Annotated in this window: 15 protein-coding genes and 2 pseudogenes; 14 read left to right on the top strand and 3 right to left on the bottom strand. The window is 32.8% G+C overall.

The window, feature by feature from the left end:
* Positions 1 to 55 precede the first annotated feature (55 nt).
* The 4 genes from ACFS3A_RS02725 (at position 56) to ACFS3A_RS02710 (ending at position 4,754) form a co-directional block, all read left to right on the top strand.
* On the top strand, positions 56 to 619 hold the full coding sequence (locus ACFS3A_RS02725; RefSeq protein ID WP_379823801.1) for a DUF937 domain-containing protein: 564 nt from the start codon (positions 56 to 58) through the stop codon (positions 617 to 619).
* A 213-nt stretch (positions 620 to 832) separates the two neighbouring features.
* Complete coding sequence (locus ACFS3A_RS02720; protein ID WP_379823799.1) at positions 833 to 1,267, top strand: DUF6146 family protein; 435 nt, start codon at positions 833 to 835, stop codon at positions 1,265 to 1,267.
* Between the two features lie 31 nt (positions 1,268 to 1,298).
* Positions 1,299 to 1,604 (top strand): DUF6787 family protein, encoded by a 306-nt coding sequence (locus ACFS3A_RS02715; RefSeq protein ID WP_289657923.1) that lies wholly within the window; start codon positions 1,299 to 1,301, stop codon positions 1,602 to 1,604.
* 402 nt (positions 1,605 to 2,006) lie between these two features.
* Complete coding sequence (locus tag ACFS3A_RS02710) at positions 2,007 to 4,754, top strand: T9SS type A sorting domain-containing protein (RefSeq protein ID WP_379823797.1); 2,748 nt, start codon at positions 2,007 to 2,009, stop codon at positions 4,752 to 4,754.
* A gap of 42 nt (positions 4,755 to 4,796) precedes the next feature.
* On the opposite strand, the gene ACFS3A_RS02705 is transcribed toward ACFS3A_RS02710, so the two are convergent.
* Positions 4,797 to 5,081 carry a hypothetical protein gene (locus ACFS3A_RS02705; protein WP_379823796.1) on the bottom strand — a complete coding sequence of 95 codons (285 nt, stop codon included), beginning with the start codon at positions 5,079 to 5,081 and terminating at the stop codon, positions 4,797 to 4,799.
* Positions 5,082 to 5,346: 265 nt separating this feature from the next.
* Between ACFS3A_RS02705 and ACFS3A_RS02700 the strand changes: the two are divergent.
* The 4 genes and pseudogenes from ACFS3A_RS02700 to ACFS3A_RS02685 form a co-directional block, all read left to right on the top strand.
* Positions 5,347 to 5,571, top strand: a pseudogene (locus ACFS3A_RS02700) (ATP-binding cassette domain-containing protein); the annotation flags it as partial.
* A 216-nt stretch (positions 5,572 to 5,787) separates the two neighbouring features.
* Positions 5,788 to 6,225: pseudogene (locus ACFS3A_RS02695) on the top strand (ABC transporter ATP-binding protein); the annotation flags it as partial.
* A gap of 2 nt (positions 6,226 to 6,227) precedes the next feature.
* Entirely contained in the window at positions 6,228 to 7,928 is a 1,701-nt protein-coding gene (locus ACFS3A_RS02690; RefSeq protein ID WP_379823794.1) for an LIC_10190 family membrane protein, read from the top strand.
* Positions 7,921 to 8,685 carry a TIGR02757 family protein gene (locus tag ACFS3A_RS02685; protein WP_379823793.1) on the top strand — a complete coding sequence of 255 codons (765 nt, stop codon included), beginning with the start codon at positions 7,921 to 7,923 and terminating at the stop codon, positions 8,683 to 8,685. Before ACFS3A_RS02690 ends, ACFS3A_RS02685 begins: the two co-directional genes overlap by 8 nt.
* 16 nt (positions 8,686 to 8,701) lie before the next feature.
* Here the strand turns inward: ACFS3A_RS02685 and ACFS3A_RS02680 are convergent, their stop codons facing one another.
* Positions 8,702 to 9,322 (bottom strand): hypothetical protein, encoded by a 621-nt coding sequence (locus ACFS3A_RS02680; protein WP_379823792.1) that lies wholly within the window; start codon positions 9,320 to 9,322, stop codon positions 8,702 to 8,704.
* Positions 9,323 to 9,545: 223 nt separating this feature from the next.
* On the opposite strand from ACFS3A_RS02680, the gene ACFS3A_RS02675 reads away from it, so the two are divergent.
* The gene (locus ACFS3A_RS02675; protein WP_379823791.1) at positions 9,546 to 10,895 is read left to right on the top strand and encodes a DEAD/DEAH box helicase; all 1,350 of its coding nucleotides are present in this window, start codon (positions 9,546 to 9,548) and stop codon (positions 10,893 to 10,895) included.
* A gap of 126 nt (positions 10,896 to 11,021) precedes the next feature.
* Here the strand turns inward: ACFS3A_RS02675 and ACFS3A_RS02670 are convergent, their stop codons facing one another.
* The gene (locus ACFS3A_RS02670; RefSeq protein ID WP_379823790.1) at positions 11,022 to 12,134 is read right to left on the bottom strand and encodes a lactonase family protein; all 1,113 of its coding nucleotides are present in this window, start codon (positions 12,132 to 12,134) and stop codon (positions 11,022 to 11,024) included.
* Positions 12,135 to 12,448: 314 nt separating this feature from the next.
* Here ACFS3A_RS02670 and ACFS3A_RS02665 point away from each other — a divergent pair, with 314 nt between their 5' ends.
* The 5 genes from ACFS3A_RS02665 (at position 12,449) to ACFS3A_RS02645 (ending at position 17,378) form a co-directional block, all read left to right on the top strand.
* Positions 12,449 to 14,377 (top strand): BatA domain-containing protein, encoded by a 1,929-nt coding sequence (locus tag ACFS3A_RS02665; protein WP_379823789.1) that lies wholly within the window; start codon positions 12,449 to 12,451, stop codon positions 14,375 to 14,377.
* 148 nt (positions 14,378 to 14,525) lie between these two features.
* Complete coding sequence (locus ACFS3A_RS02660; RefSeq protein ID WP_379823788.1) at positions 14,526 to 15,776, top strand: dihydroorotase; 1,251 nt, start codon at positions 14,526 to 14,528, stop codon at positions 15,774 to 15,776.
* Between the two features lie 4 nt (positions 15,777 to 15,780).
* Positions 15,781 to 16,107, top strand: coding sequence for a hypothetical protein (locus ACFS3A_RS02655; RefSeq protein ID WP_179007593.1), 327 nt, complete (start codon positions 15,781 to 15,783; stop codon positions 16,105 to 16,107).
* Between the two features lie 126 nt (positions 16,108 to 16,233).
* On the top strand, positions 16,234 to 16,878 hold the full coding sequence (locus tag ACFS3A_RS02650; RefSeq protein WP_379823787.1) for an alpha/beta hydrolase: 645 nt from the start codon (positions 16,234 to 16,236) through the stop codon (positions 16,876 to 16,878).
* 161 nt (positions 16,879 to 17,039) lie between these two features.
* Positions 17,040 to 17,378 carry a type II toxin-antitoxin system RelE/ParE family toxin gene (locus ACFS3A_RS02645; RefSeq protein ID WP_379823786.1) on the top strand — a complete coding sequence of 113 codons (339 nt, stop codon included), beginning with the start codon at positions 17,040 to 17,042 and terminating at the stop codon, positions 17,376 to 17,378.
* Positions 17,379 to 17,384 lie beyond the last annotated feature (6 nt).

Genomic DNA, 17,384 nt, shown 5'->3' with positions numbered 1-17,384 from the left:
TAAATCCCTTTCTTTTTTTGTTTAAATTTGAGTTCTAATCTAAATCCTAAAAATCATGTTTGAACAATTAACCCAATTAGTACAACAATATGGAGGCGATGCAGTGGTAAACAATAACGCTGTTCCTAACGAACATAATGAAGCTGTAATCAGCGAAACCAGTAACTCAATCTTCGAAGGATTAAAAAAAATTGTTTCTGAAGGCGGAACTGATCAAATTGCCGGATTATTTAACGGAAATTCTTCTATTGACAGTTCGAATCCGGTTGTACAGCAAATTCAGCAACAATTAAGCGGAAACCTGGGACAGAAATTCGGACTTAGCAGTGCAGATTCAAGCGGAGTAGCTTCTAATTTAATCCCACAGATCTTAGGTTCCCTAGTTAATAAAGCCAAAGATCCAAATGATAACAGTTTTCAAATTTCTGATATTATCAATTCAATATCCGGAAACAGCGGACAAGCTTCAGGAATAATGGACACTATTTCTAAATACGGAATGCAATTCGGATTAGACCAAAATAATGACGGAAAAGTAGATGTAGCCGATGTTTTAGTGGTTACTAAAAGCAAAGGAGGCATAGCCGGATTTATTGGCAAATTATTTGGAAGCAAATAAAGGTTCTTAGGTACTGAGGTACTGAGATTCTAAGTTTTTAAGTTTTTAAACTGATACAGAAAAAAGGACTGTCTTTTGAGGCAGTCCTTTTTTATGATTAATTCTAAAAACGTAACGTAATAAAATCTTAAAAACTTAGAATCTCAGCACCTTAGAACCTTAAAAAAAGTTAATTCTTAACTTTTTCCCATCATTTATTTGTAAATTTAAAACATGAAAAAATGCATTTCCATATTATTTGTTTTAGCTACAATAATTGCGTGTTCGACAGCTCAGCAAAATATTGCAAGTAATGACAATGTACCAAATAAAAAACTGGGCGACACAATCCGGATTGCAAATGATTCATTAGAATACGAAGTTATTATAATCGATAACGGATTCAATACGTGGCTAGCATCCCGCGCTCTTCCTCGTAATTATTATTCTTTGGCATATCTGGAAAACAAAAACTATCTCTACGTAACCGAATGGAATAATCGCGTTTTACAACCTAATCGTTACAATCCTAATTTATATGAAATGAGTATCGATTATAGACCTGACATTCATTACGGATATGAAGTAAATTACTTAATTTACAATTACATGATTTATTTTCAAAATACTTACAAACAAAAGCTTTGGGGTAATGTTCCTTCAAGATAATATACTATATTTGTAATCATTACAAATAACAATGAATAGATTAAAAAAACGCTGGGGAATTACTTCCAACCTACAAGCCATAATTATACTTATTGTTTTTGCCATCACCGGATCGGCATCTGCATGGATTTCCAGACCTTTTTGTGACTGGGTCGGAATACACAAAGAAGATTTAGGAGCAGTTTGGTTTACTCTTATTCGTTTATTAATTATCCTTCCTGTTTATCAGGTCTTATTAGTTGCCATTGGAACTATTTTTGGACAATTCCGTTTCTTTTGGAATTTTGAAAAGAAAATGCTAAAAAGAATGGGACTTGGATTTCTTTTTAAAGATTAATCCCTTGTTACCATTACTCCTTCTTTCATAAAACAAACCGTTCTGGTTAAGATTTTTTCTTAATCCTATTTTTTCGTTTTATTTTAATCCTTCCATTTTTAGAAATTTTGCATTTCTAAACAGTTTCTATTGTTGGCAATCCCTTTATTTATCAAATACAAACAATTTAAAAATTTAGCATTTAAAAAATACATTACATTTTTTTCATAGCAATTCACTAAGAAATCATCATACAGAACAGGATGGTGCAGGATGGTTTTATTTTAGGTAATAACAAACTTTACAATAGTTCGAAACATTTTAAACATTGAATTTCAACTGTTTAAAAATTCCAAACTAAGATTATCTACTTACTAACCAAACCACATTGAAATGCTGAAAAATTACTTAAAATTCTCCGTAATGGCGACAATACTCTGTCTCATTACGACACCGACCAAGATTTTTGCCCAAAATCCGATTGTTAAAATTGACTTTGATCAGTCAGGAAGACCTAAACCAGAAGTCAACGATCCCGATTATACCTCTTGGGTAATTGCTTCCGGAAATACCAGCACTTATACTGAAAACGGTGTTACTTTTACTGTAACAAGAGTTGGAGATAAGGGAGACGCCTTAGGAACCAATTGGTACAAAGCTGGAATCCAAGCTCCTTATTATGCGAGATTAGTTAGTGACGGCTTAACCGTAAAAGGAACAACTGCCAATCAAGGTGCACAAATAGAACTTAAAATAAGCGGACTAGCAACTGGCGAACATACCTTACTTGCTTTTTTTAATGCAGTAGACAGTCCTTCCGGAAATAACTTTAGTCCAATTGACATTTCCATTAATGGAAATTTAGTTGTCGATAATTTAATTCCATCTGTAAGAGCACTTAAAACCGCCGATGCTAAATCTACTTATTTAAAATTTCAAGCCACAACAGGAAATGATGTTGTGATTTTAATCGCGGCTGAGACTTCAGGAACTGAAAACATTAAAAACATTATGTTTAATGGTTTTGAACTTAATACGCCTAATATTTTCTATCAGGCAACAAATCCAAATCCGAAACAAAATGACGAACATGTTGAACTGACTTCTGGAGGAAAATTATTGCAATGGACAGCTGCCGCAAATGCAGTTTCACATAACATTTATTTCGGAACCGATCAGGCGGCTGTTAACAGCGCAACACCTTCTTCTCCAGAATACAAAGGCAATCAGCCTTTAGCCAGTACTTCTTATCAAGTAAACGGACTGTATACCGGAGCAACTTATTACTGGCGAGTAGATGAAGTTTTAGCAAACGGAGTTGAAAAAGGAAATGTCTGGCGTTTTCGCCCTGCCCAACTTGCTTTTCCTGACGCGGAAGGATATGGACGTTTTGCCCGTGGTGGACGTGGCGGAAAAGTAGTAGCTGTAACCAATTTAAATGACAGCGGTCCGGGAAGTTTCCGTGAAGCTGTTACCAATGATATAGGACCCAGAACAATCATTTTTAATACCTCAGGAGTAATCCAGTTACAATCTCGTTTGGTTTTAAGTCAGCCTTATGTGACAGTTGCAGGACAAACTGCACCCGGAAAAGGGATCTGTATTCGATCTGCTCCTTTTGGAGTTACAGGAAATGATGCTATTGTGCAAAACTTAAGAGTTCGAATTGGAGCCGGCCCAACTTACGATGGAATGGGACTTACCGGTGCCGACAACAGCATTATTGACCACTGCTCTATAAGCTGGACAATAGACGAATCTTTCAGCTCCAGATCGGGAAAAAATATTACCCTGCAAAGAACACTAATTTCTGAAGCCTTAAACGCTGCTAATCACCAAAATTATCCTGCAGGAACAGAACATGGTTATGCAGCAACAATTGGCGGTGATATTGGAAGTTTCCACCATAATCTATTAGCACATTGTTATGGACGTAACTGGAGTCTTGGAGGTGGATTAGACGGAAGTGGTGCTTATGCAGGAAGAATGGATATCACTAATAACGTTGTTTACAATTGGGGCGGAAGAACTACTGATGGAGGAACCAAAGAAGTAAATTTTGTAAACAATTATTACAAACCAGGAGCAGGTTCCAAAATATTTACTGCATTCAATCAGCAAAATGAGGGTGCAGGAACCGGAACTCAACAATGTTATTTTAGCGGAAATGTAATGCCGGGCTATTTTGACGAAAGCAATCAAACAGCCGGAAGAAAGGCTTCCGGAGTTGCCATTACATTCGAAAATTTTGTCAATACACCCTTTTTCCCCTCTTACGTAACTACTCAATCTGCAAAAAACGCATATAAAATTGTACTTTCCGATGTTGGATGTACACAGCCTGAATTTGATGAGCACGATCAGCGAATCATCACAGAAACCCTAAACGGAACTTATTCCGCTGTTGGAAGCATTACCGGCAAACCAGGATTTCCTGATAACGAAGCTGATGCAGGAGGATTTGAAGTCTATCCAATTGCTGTAAGAGATGCAAACTGGGATACTGATCAGGATGGTCTCCCAAATTGGTGGGAAACCATAATCGGGACAAATGTAAATTCTGCTATTGGCGATTTTTCAGATGCAAATGCCGATACAGATCAGGACGGATATACGAATCTGGATAAATACCTGCAATGGATGTCATTACCGCGTTATGAATCTCAGGAAGGCGCTAAAATTGACATTAATATTCAAAAACTATCAAGAGGATTTACCAGTGGTGTCTCTTATACTATTTCAAATGTTGTAAACGGAAACGCTACACTAAACACAGATACTGTTGCATTTACACCAGCTTCAAATGGATTATGCTCTTTCGAATTTACAGTAACGGACTCTGAAGGAGGTACTATGAAACGAAAAGTAAATATTGTAAGCGGACAAACTGTACATTTAGGCACTGAAGAAATAACAAAAACAACAAAAGATTCATTTAGTGTATGGCCAATCCCTAGCAACGGAACATTTTCTGTATATGTTGATAATGAAGAAACCGAAATTTCAGATCTTAAAATCTATGATATTTCCGGAAAAGAATTAGTGAAGCAAAAAATTAGAGGGAACACTCAGGAAACTATTCAATTACATTCTAAAGGAGTTTTTATAATCAAAGTAGTAGATCCGCAAACTAAAAAAACAAAATATGTTAAGAAGATAATTGTTCAATAAGAAATCAAGAATAACTAAAGACGGTTTTTAAAGCCGTCTTTTTTATTTTCTCTGAAAAAAATAAGTATAAATCCAAGTCAGCGTAAACGAAGGGATAATATCTGTAAAGGGCAATATTTCTTCTACAAAAGTCAAAAACCCCGCAACCTTTCCTACTCTTCCTTTGTACATTCTCGTCATAATGACTCCTGCAATTGGCGCCCAAATTATATCTCCAAATTCTCCCAATCCAAAAACAGAATAAGTCAACATACCAATTCCGTCCAAAATTAAACCTATGATCAATTTGGACATTCTGTTATCTTCTATAGCCTCTAAGTCTTGCATTTTTAAGTCTAATTGAGTTTATTCGAAATTAAAAATAATTGACATAAACTGTTTTATTTCTTTATTAAGTTTAATTTCTAAAATTCCCATATCAAGAAACGTACCCATTTTAGATTTCTTAACCACAAAGCTTTGCGAACTTAAATACTCTCAAAGAAATTAAAAAAAGACCTTTGCGAATCTTTGCGGTTAAAAATTGGAATTTAGGATTTTGAATTTGATATTGACTATAAACTTCGTTTCTTTGTAAAAACAGTTTCACTAAATGATACACGCAAAAAACATACATAAATTCTACGATAAACTTGAAGTTTTAAAAGGAGTTGATTTACATATTAAGAAAGGCGAAATTGTTTCTATTGTTGGTGCATCAGGTGCTGGAAAAACCACTTTGCTGCAGATTCTGGGAACTTTGGATAAGCCAGATTATGCACCAGATTCTTCTTTAACCATAAATGGTAAAAATGTTCTTGAATTGCAAGACATCAAAAAAAGCAATTCAAAAGAAGAAAAAATATTCAAAATAATTACTTGGACAGGATCTATTTATATTGTACTTCTGGCTGTTTATTTATTATTTTTCAGAACTAAAATATTCGATGACACACTTAGATTAGTGGCAAGCATAACTTTATTCCTGCCTATAATTTCAATGCTTTTTTACTACAATCGTTATTTCAAAAAGAAAAGCAAACAAGACAGAATATTATCTGATTTCAGAAACTTAAACCTAGGCTTTATTTTTCAGTTTCATCAGCTTTTACCTGAATTTACCGCTTTAGAAAACGTTTGTATTCCAGCCTATATTGCGGGCAAAAAAACTTCAGAAACCGAAGCTGAAGCAAAAAAGCTGCTTACTTTTCTAGGACTTTCCCATCGTATTAATCATAAACCAAGCGAACTTTCTGGAGGAGAACAACAGCGTGTCGCAGTAGCAAGAGCTTTAATCAATAAACCGGATGTTATTTTTGCTGATGAACCTTCTGGAAATCTAGACACACATTCTGCAGAAAACCTGCATCAGTTATTCTTTCAGCTTCGTGATGAATTCGGACAGACTTTTGTAATTGTTACTCACAACGAAGAATTAGCCAATATGGCCGACAGAAAATTAGTAATGTCAGACGGGCAAATTATTTCCTAAATATGGTTTTAATTGTAATCAGCTGGATCTATATTCTTTTTACAACAATAAACTTAGGTTTTCTAACCGATAAAATTCTTCAGTTAAAAAACAAAAACTTTGTCATCACTTCTATTCTCGGATTATTTTCAGTTACAATTTTAGCTAGCATATGGGCAATTTTTGGGAGAATAAACATTGAATTTCATGCTCTATTACTGCTAACTAACATTTTGTTATATATCAGATTTCAAAAATCAATAACCGAACATTATACGGCTTTTTGGATTGAGCTAAAACAATTAAATAAAGCATTAAAGGTTTTTCTAATTATTCTATTTTTTTTGATTCTAGCTCAATGTGCGTCCATTCCTTTTGTAATTGACAATGAATCGTATTACATTCAAACCATAAAATGGCTAAATGAGTATGGTTTTGTAAAAGGACTCGCAAATCTTCATCTTTTTCTAGGACAAACCAGCGGATGGCACGTTACCCAAAGTGCTTTTAATTTTTCTTTTTTATATCAAAACTTTAATGATTTAAGCGGTTTTTGCCTGCTTTTAGGAAACCTATTTGCTATTCAAAAACTGAATGACTATTTCAAAAACAACAACTCAAATTATTTAATTATTGGATTGTTTCCTTTGTTTAATATTTTGTTCTTTCAATTTATCAGCGCACCTTCTCCCGATATTCCAGTTTATGTTTTTTCGTTTATCTTCTTTTTCTATTTCTTAGAAAACTTTAAAAAATTAACTCCTGAAACTTTTAATCTACTGGTTATTTTAGCACTTTTTTTGTTCTATATAAAAAACACCACTGTAACATTTTTTGTTTTCCCTATTATCTTATTACTATTTCATTTCAAATCAATATTCAAAGAATTATTAAAACCAGCTTTACTTTCAATAATTCTAATCTCGTTATTTATTGTAAAAAATTTGATTGTATCTGGCACAGTTGCTTTTCCCTCAAACCTTTTTGGTTCCATTAATATGGATTATGCTATACCAAATTCCATTCAGAGCTTTTACTATGAACAGATTAAATGTTATGGCTATTTCGTAACTCCTGAAAAATATAATTCGATGTCTGCCGGTGATTTATTTCTAAGATGGATCACAATGTCAAAACTTAATGGATTATTTAATAAAATCAGTGTTTTATTGATTCTTATTACGCCATTTTTAATTTTGAAATTTAAAAACGAAAAAGCACATTGGAGCATTTATTTTGTGATGGTTATACAGTTGATTCTGCTTTTGATAACCTCTCCGCAATACCGATTTTTCCTTAATTACATTTTATTTTTCTCTCTTTTCTGTTTGATATGCATGATAAAAAACAACAGAGTGATTAATATACTAATAATGCTTTCCTTAATTCCTGTTGTTATTGTTCTATTTTTCTCCATAAATCTGAGTAAATTTGCCAATAATAACTCATTGATGGAAATCAGTAATTTTTCCAGTCAAAATATTATTTTTCCTTTTTCCAATTCGAAAAACAGCATCACGTTTGAAACCATTCGAATAGGAAATTTAAAATATAATTCTCCTCAAAACAATGATTTTTTCTGGGGAAATGGGAATGGCGATTTACCTTGCATTAATAAAGTGCAGATAGAATATTTTGAAAAATATTTTCATTATAGACCGCAAATGCGCACCAATAATTTAAAAGACGGATTTTACTCCAAAGAAATTACCAAAAATGAATAGTACAGAACTAAAAGAATTTCTAGACGAAAAAGTCATTCAATATAACAATCAGGATTTTATAGAAAGTGATCCCGTTCAGATTCCGCATCTTTTTACTCAAAAAGAAGATATCGAAATTGCGGGTTTTTTAAGCGCTTCCATTGCTTGGGGAAACCGTAAAATGATTATCAAAAATTCGCATAAAATGATGGAATTAATGGGTAATACACCTTACGATTTCGTTATGTCGCATACCGATGAAGACTTAGTCAAACTCGAAACTTTTGTGCACAGAACTTTCAACGGAAATGATTTTGCTGGTTTTATAAAAGGTTTAAAAAACATCTATGAAAACCACAATGGATTGGAAAATGTATTTGCTAAAAATCAGGAAAAAGAGAGTTTACAAAAGAGCATCAGCGAATTCAAAAAGATATTCTTCGAAACAGATCATTTGGCCCGAACTCAAAAACACATTTCGGATCCTTTAAATAATTCCGCAGCGAAAAGAATCAACATGTACTTAAGATGGATGGTTCGCCAAGATGCAAAAGGAGTCGATTTAGGAATTTGGAAAACCATTTCGCCTGCTGTTTTATCTTGTCCGCTCGATGTTCATTCCGGAAATGTAGCCCGCAAACTTGGAATTCTTTCGCGAAAGCAAAACGATGCTAAAGCTTTATTGGAATTAGATACGAAACTAAGGGAAATGGATGCTAATGATCCTGTAAAATATGATTTTGCCCTATTTGGATTAGGCGTTTTTGAAGGGTTTTAAATTTTTAAACTGGCAATTATTTTTTCAATTGTTCTAAATGCAAATAGTCCCAATCAGAAAATATGTTTTTCCCTGAATCACCTTTCCAGCCCTCTGCTTTATAGAATTCATTTATTAAATCGTAATCAATTATTAGAGATTGATCTCCTAATTTTGTGTTTTTAAGTAATTCGATATCTGAACCAGAAACTCCAAAATTATCTGCTACATAATTGGATTCTACAGTATAAGAATCATTTCCAGGAGTAACTTCATAACGATACTTTTCATAATAAGACAATTCCAATTTCCCATTTTTAAATTTCGCTAACCTACCTTGACCACTAGTCGACTGATAGTAGGCTAACAAAATATCAGTATTAAGATTTTTTGAAATTTGTTTCAGAATTTCATCAAAAAAATACACTCCAAACTGAAAATCAAACTCAACTTCAACCCAATCCTCACTATCGATTTTTGAAACTACTATTGTTAGATTATCACCATTAAAAGAATTTTCATCGTGTGGCACATTATAAAACCATGGTTTTCTAGTATCAAACCATTTTTCTCTTCCAATTCGTAAATATTTCTTTAGTTCGGTTGCTACAGTTTGAACATCATTACATTTTATATTGGTTTGTGAATATGTTGCCATCTTGTTGAATCTGCTAGCAGTTTTTTTTACTTTTTCCAAAAATAATAAAAATATTCGCCAGATCATTTCAATACATTAGACCTTTCTAAATATAATTAAACGCAAATAAAACACTTTTAAAAACTGAAAATCAAACCATTACACAAACAAAATTTTAGATGATTCGAAAATTGTAGTGATCTAACCGTCATTTTAATGTACATTTGCACAAAATTTAAAGCAAATGAGCACTTTCGAAAAATTTAATCTTCCAAAATCAGTACAAAAAGCAATAGATGATTTAGGGTTTGTTACGCCAACTCCTATTCAGGAAAAATCTTTTTCAGTGATTACTTCCGGACGAGATATGATGGGAATTGCACAAACCGGAACGGGTAAAACATTTGCTTATTTACTGCCTCTTTTAAAACTTTACAAGTTTACCCATACTAATACTCCTAAAATTGTAATTCTGGTTCCAACCCGCGAATTAGTCGTTCAGGTTGTAGATGAAGTAGAAAAACTAACAAAATACATGTCAGTTAAAACTTTAGGAATTTATGGTGGTGTAAACATCAATACGCAGAAAAAAGCCGTTTACGAAGGAGTTGACATTTTAGTTGGAACTCCAGGTAGAACAATGGACTTAGCTTTAGACGCTGTTGTTCGTTTTGACGAAACTCAAAAACTAGTTATCGACGAATTTGACGAAATGCTTAATTTGGGTTTCCGTACGCAATTGACGGCACTTTTGGCAATGATGAAAACCAAGCGTCAAAATATTCTTTTCTCAGCAACAATGACGGATGAAGTTGATGCTATTTTAAATGATTATTTCGATTTTCCTGAAGAAGTTACTTTGGCAACTTCAGGAACTCCACTTGAAAAAATTACACAAATTACATACAACGTTCCAAACTTTAATACAAAAGTAAATTTACTTCAACATTTATTGGAAACAGACGAAAGCATGGAACGCATCCTGATTTTCGTAAACAATAAAAAGATTTCGGATATGCTTCACACGCGCATTGAAGAACTATTTGAAGGTCAGTTTGGAGTAATTCACTCTAATAAATCTCAAAATTATCGTTTGAGTGCAATGGCTGAATTTCAGGAAGGAAATCTTCGCGGACTTATTACTACTGATATTATGGCAAGAGGTTTGGATATTTCTAATATCTCGCACGTTATCAATTTTGAACTTCCTGAATTACCGGAACAATACATGCACAGAATTGGTCGTACCGGTCGTGCCGATTCTACCGGAACTGCAATCAGTTTTGTAACGCCTCGTGAAGAAGAATACAAAATCGAAGCGGAAGTTTTAATGAACTTAGAACTTAAAATTGCTGATTTTCCTGAAGAAGTTGAAATCTCAGATAAATTAATCGGCCCTGAAAAAGACAGACAACCTGTTAAGTTTCTAATGAAGAAACCTAAATTGGATGGTGATGGCGCTTTCCACGAAAAAGCCAAAAAGAACCAAAAAGTCAACCTTGGTGGTCCTTCAAAAACCAAAAAGAAAACTCACGGTTCTGTTAACAGAAATATGCTAAAAACAAGAGCTAAGAAGAAAAAAGACGGAAAATAATCTTTTTATAGATGCTAAGATTGTAAGGAACTGACGTTCTAAGTTTTTTTGCATTAAAAAAATAAAAAGCTCAAAAGTTTCATATTAAACTTTTGAGCTTTTTTATCTTAGTAGCTTAGCTCCTTTTTATATTTTAGTAAAAACCAATCCAACCGGCGAACACAATTCGATTCTTTTTCCTGTATCAGAAAGTTTTCCTGTTTTGATATCTCTTTTAAAAATAACAATATCATTTGTGTATTGATGACCAACTAAAAGATAATTTCCAGTTGGGTCAATAGCAAAATCTCTTGGTCCTTTTCCTAAAGTACTTTGTTGTTCTACTAACTCTAAAGCACCATCTTTTTGGATTTTATAAACTGAAATAGAGTTCGCATCTACACGGTCAGAAACATATAAAAAGTTTCCATCTGGTGAAGTCTTGATTGCTGCAGCACCAGTTCCGCCTGTAAATCCTTTTGGAAGAATACTCGTTTCAGCAACTACTTTTAAATTTCCTGTTTTGTCGTAGCTTAATGTTGTTAATGTTCCGTCTAATTCTTGAACCAAATAAACAAATTTACCGTCTTTACTAAAAGTCAAATGTCTTGGGCCACTTCCTGGTTTTACATCAACACTTCCTTTTAATGTCAGCATTTCGTTTTTAGAAGTTGGATTGTATTTATAAATGAATACTTTATCTAAACCTAAATCATTTGACAAAACAAACTTTTTGTCTGGAGAAAACATTACCATGTGAACATGTGCTTTTTCCTGACGCGCTGCGTTTGGCCCTTTTCCTTCATGTTGAATTAATTGTTGTACTTCTGTAATGCTTCCGTCAGCATTTTTCTTAAAAACAACAATATTTCCACCAGAATAATTGGCAACAATTACGTTTTTATCATCATTAATTAAATGGCAAGGATCAGCTCCCAAAGAAGCATTTGAATTTAAAAATTTTACTTTTCCGGAAGCTGAATCATATCCAAATGCGCTAACCGCACTTTGATTTCCGTTTTCGTTTACGGCATATATAAATTTATTATCTGCAGAAACCGATAAATAACTCGGGCTGATTACATTTTCTGAGGAATTCTTTTCTTTAAAATTACCTGTTGAGGCATCGAATTCATAAACATAAATTCCGTTGCTTTGACAGGTGTTGGTGTAAGTTCCTACCAATAAGTTGAATTTATTTTGAGCTTTAACCGTGGTTAATGATAAAGCAGAAAATAAAACTAGATATATTTTCTTCATAGTTTGTTTTTTTAATCAGCTAAAATAAGGAATAATATTGTTCTGAAACTGCTTGATTGTTACAAAAGAAATTACAAAAGTTACATTTTTATTATTAACCATATAAGTCATATAAGTTCATTTTAGCTTTCAGAACTCAACTTATAATCTTTTATATGAACTTATATGGTTTCAACTGTATTTTTTTTTCCGGTTCATCTGCAGTGCTTATAATTTCTTACATGAACTTATATGGTTTAAAATAATTTTTAATTCGTATTTTTGACCAGCATCTTCGCGAAAAACAAAACGTAGTGAAGTAAATCGAAGCCAGAATGCATTTTAAACATCCCGAAATTCTATACTTTCTGTTTTTATTGATCGTTCCAATTTTGGTTCACTTATTTCAATTAAGACGTTTTAAAACTTCCTATTTTACCAATGTTCGATTCTTAAAAGAACTTGCCATTCAGACTCGTAAAAGTTCCAAAATTAAAAAAAGACTTTTATTAGCGACTCGTTTATTATTGCTAACCTGCATCATATTAGCCTTTGCTCAACCTTTTTTTGAAGCTGTTGACAGTAAAAATGCTTCAAACGAAATGTATATTGTTCTGGATAATTCATTCAGTATGCAGGCAAAAGGAAAAAAAGGAGAATTATTAAAAAGAGCGGTTCAGGAATTATTGGAAAATACTCCCGAAAATACGCAGTTTTCGCTTTTAACCAACACCGAAAATTTTTGGAATACCGATATTAAAGCTTCAAAAAGTGCTTTACAAAATCTAAAATATAGCGCTTCTCCATTTGATCTTTCAGCCATTACCGCTAAAATCAAAGCGCATAAATCGGCACACAAAAAAGATATTGTCATTATCACTGATGCAGTTGGTTTAAAAGAAAAAGACATTCAGAATATAGATTTTGAAGAAAAACCATACTTCATAGTTCCTAAAGCAGAGCAGAAAAACAACGTTTCAATTGACAGCGTTTACATCAATCAGACTTTGGAAAACTTCTATGAAATCGGCATTAATTTATCGGCTTACGGAGAAGATTTCAAACCTGTTTCGACTGCATTATACAATCAAAACAAACTGATTGCCAAAACGATTGTCAATTTTGATGCAAAGAAAAAGAAAATCAGTTTTACTATTCCAAAAAAAGCTTTTCACGGCTATGTAACCATTGAAGATAATGGTTTGACTTATGATAATAAATTGTTTTTCAGTATTTCTAAAAACAAAAAAACAAACGTAATTAGTATTGGTGAACCTGAAAAAGCTAATTTCTTATCCCGAATTTATACTTCTGGTGAATTCAATTATCATAATTATTCCATTAGTTCTCTTGATTACAATAGTTTAGAAAAACAGAATACTATTATTTTAAATGAATTAATGGAGATTCCACAAGCATTACAGACTACTTTGAAAGCGTTTGTTTCTAAAGGCGGAAATCTGGTTGTGATTCCTTCTGAAAAAAGTTCAATTTCTAATTTGAATAATTTACTGAGTAATTTTGGAAAAGTTCAATTTGGGAATTTAGAAACCAACAGCAAATTAATCACTAAAATCAACTTCGATCATCCTTTGTTTTCAGGTGTTTTTGAAAATAAAATCTTGAATTTTCAATATCCGAAAGTGAGCAGTTCGTTTGCTGTTTCAAGCTCTTATCCAGCTGTGCTTTCATTTGAAGATCAGACTCCGTTTGTTACTGCTGTTCAGAATCAGGTTGCAGGAATAACGGTTTTTACAGCTCCGATAAATAGCACTAATTCTAATTTTCAGCAATCGCCATTGATTGTTCCGTTGTTTTATAAAATAGCGCAGAATAATCAGAAAACAGGTGTAAATGCTTTAACCATTGGAAATAATCAGCCTTATTTTGTGGATGTTCTTTTGACTAAAGATGCTATTTTGGAAGTCAAAGGAAATGAAGATTCTTTTATTCCGGTTCAGCAGATTTTAAATAATAAAGTAAAATTAACTTTCAATGACTTTCCCGAAACGGCCGGCAATTACGGAATTTTTGACAAAAAAGAATGGATTGAAAACATTAGCTTTAATTACAATAGAACCGAAAGCGATCTGAGTCAGGTAAACACCAATTTGGTTTCAGATTTCAAAACTGCCGATACCATATCAACCATTTTTAACACCTTACAAACTGAGCGAACTGACAGCCAAATTTGGAAATGGTTTGTTATCTTTGCACTGTTATTTTTAGCATTAGAAATGGCAATTATAAAATTTGTGAAATAATCTTCAAATTATTCGTTTAGTATGTCATTTCGACGAAGGAGAAATCACACATGCTGAGAACATTTGGAACGGAATATCTAGTGAGATTTCTCCTTCGTCGAAATGACAAAGCGAAATCTTTTAATAAAAAAAATAAATTTCTCTACATATGAAAATAATCATCAAAAGCGCCAAAATTATCGACTCCAAAAGTCCGTTTCACAATCAGACCGTTGATCTTTTAATTGCAGATGGTTTAATAGAAAAAATCGGTGTTTCACTTCCAAACGATGATGCTGAAGTCGTACGATTTGACGATCTTCATGTTTCTCAAGGCTGGTTTGACAGTAGTGTTTCTCTTGGAGAACCAGGTTACGAAGACAGAGAAACCATTGCAAACGGATTAAATGTTGCGGCGAAAAGTGGTTTTACAGCAATTGGTTTACAGCCAAACTCTTTACCGATTATTGACAACCAGTCTCAGGTAAGTTTTGTAAAAAATAAAGCAAATAGTTTTGCGACAGAAATTTTCCCAATTGGAGCTTTAACCAAAGCAAGTGAAGGAAAAGATATGGCAGAACTTTTTGACATGAAAAATGCCGGTGCGATCGCTTTTGGAGATTACAACAAAAGTATCGACAATGCGAATATCCTGAAAATCGCTCTGCAATATGTACAGGATTTTGATGGTTTGGTAATCGCATATTCACAAGATCCAAACATCAAAGGAAACGGTGTAGCAAACGAAGGAATTGTTTCTACCAGATTAGGTCTAAAAGGAATTCCAAATCTTGCGGAAGAACTGCAAATATCAAGAAACTTATTTTTATTGGAATATACAGGCGGTAAACTTCATATTCCGACGATTTCTACAGCAAAATCGGTTGAATTGATTAGAGAAGCTAAAGCAAAAGGATTAAACGTAACCTGCAGTGCTTCTGTTCATCATTTGGTTTTGACAGATGAAAAACTGGACGGATTTGACACTCGTTTTAAAGTAACACCTCCTTTACGCACAGAAGTTGACAGACAAGCTCTTCTAAACGGAGTTGCTGACGGAACAATTGACATGATTACTTCAGATCATAATCCGATTGATATTGAATTCAAAAAAATGGAATTTGACACAGCTAAAAATGGAACTATTGGTTTAGAAAGCGCTTTTGGAGCTTTATTGACTGTTTTACCATTAGAAACTGTAGTTGCAAAATTAACTTCAGCAAGAACTGTTTTTGGTCTGGAAAGCAATACAATTCAAGAAGGCGCAAAAGCCAACTTGACACTTTTTACTCCTGAACACAAATCAACTTTCACAAAAGAAAACATTCTTTCAAAATCTAAAAATTCTGCCTTTTTAGGAACAGAACTTAAAGGATCTGTGTATGGAATTTTCAATCAAAATCAACTTGTTACAAAATAATACAATGAATAATTCAGTAGAAGAAGGAAAACCAATCGCCATTACCAGTTATATTCTGATTGTTGGTGTTTTGATTGCCATGAGCATGAATTCTGAAAACAAAAACAGTTTTGCTTCTTTTCATATCCGCCAGGCTTTGGGTTTGTCTTTAACCTTTATTTCTTTCGGAGCAATCGTTAGTAATTTCGATAGCTTTTACATCACTTTCCCAATGTGGATATGCATTTCTATTCTTTGGACTTTTGGCATTTTTAATGCTATTCAAGGACAAATGAAACCGATTCCTTTAGTGGGAGAGTTATTTCAAAAATGGTTTAAAAAAATTGGGTAATTTTTAAAATTCCAAGTTTTAAAATTCCAAATTCCAAAACTGGACGCTATAAAGCTTTGTCAAAGTTTAAAACTTTGATAAAGCTCAAACTGAACACTAAAAATCTGAACACTGAACACTAAAAAAATGAATCTATCTTTAGAATATAAAATACAAGAACCAAAAGTAATTTTAGACAAAAACCCGCTTTTATTGTTATTACACGGATACGGAAGCAACGAAGCTGATTTATTTTCTTTTGCCTCTGAACTTCCTGATAATTATTACATCATTTCTGCAAGAGCACCTTACGATTTGCAATATGGCGCTTATGCCTGGTATGCCATTAATTTTGATGCCGACCAAAATAAATTTTCAGATAACGAACAAGCAAAAACTTCAAGAGATATTATTGCCAATTTTATTGACGAATTAGTAGCAAATTATCCAATTGATGCCAACAATGTAACTTTAATCGGATTCAGCCAAGGATCTATTTTAAGTTATGCAACAGCTCTTTCATATCCTAAAAAAATACAGAGAGTTGTGGCAATGAGTGGTTATTTTAATGAAGAAATCATCAAAGAAGGTTTTGAAAATAATAACTTTACAAACTTAACAATATTCGCTTCACACGGAACTGTAGATCAAGTAATTCCGATTGAATGGGCTAGAAAAACTCCTGCGATTTTAGAAAAACTAAACATTCCGGTTACTTACAAAGAATATCCAGTTGGACATGGAGTTGCACCTCAGAATTTCTTTGATTTTAAGAATTGGTTAGCTTTGTAAAAAAAGAAAGAAAAAACTTATTTATTTTTTTTTTTTTTATAAATCGTAATATTGTATTTTAGTCCTGTAAACTAATTAAGTTTATTAAAGCAAAAAAATAATTAAATACCCAAAAGTTTCTTTTCAAGGAAACTTTTGGGTATTTTTGTAATACGAAAAGAATGGATAAAATTTTTGATATTATATTTTTAGAAGAGGCTTTTCTTTTTCTAAAAGAATTAAAACCGAAACATTCAGAAAAAATAATTTATAACATTAGAAAATCACAAACCAACAACGATCCTGAACTCTTTAAAAAGTTAAACGATGAGATTTGGGAATTTCGAACTTTATATCAAGGAAATCAATATCGTTTATTAGCATTTTGGGATAAAACAAATTCAAAAAACACCCTTGTTATTTCAACACATGGATTTATAAAAAAACAAAGTAAAGTTCCTGTGAATGAAATCGAACGAGCAAAAAAAATTAGATTCGATTATTTTAAAGAAAAAGATTAAAATTAA

The sequence above is a fragment of the Flavobacterium notoginsengisoli genome (assembly GCF_042686225.1).
In the GTDB taxonomy this organism is placed as follows: domain Bacteria; phylum Bacteroidota; class Bacteroidia; order Flavobacteriales; family Flavobacteriaceae; genus Flavobacterium; species Flavobacterium notoginsengisoli.
The sequence above is the reverse complement of the archived record's forward strand: the minus strand, read 5'-3'. Positions and strand labels throughout refer to the sequence as shown.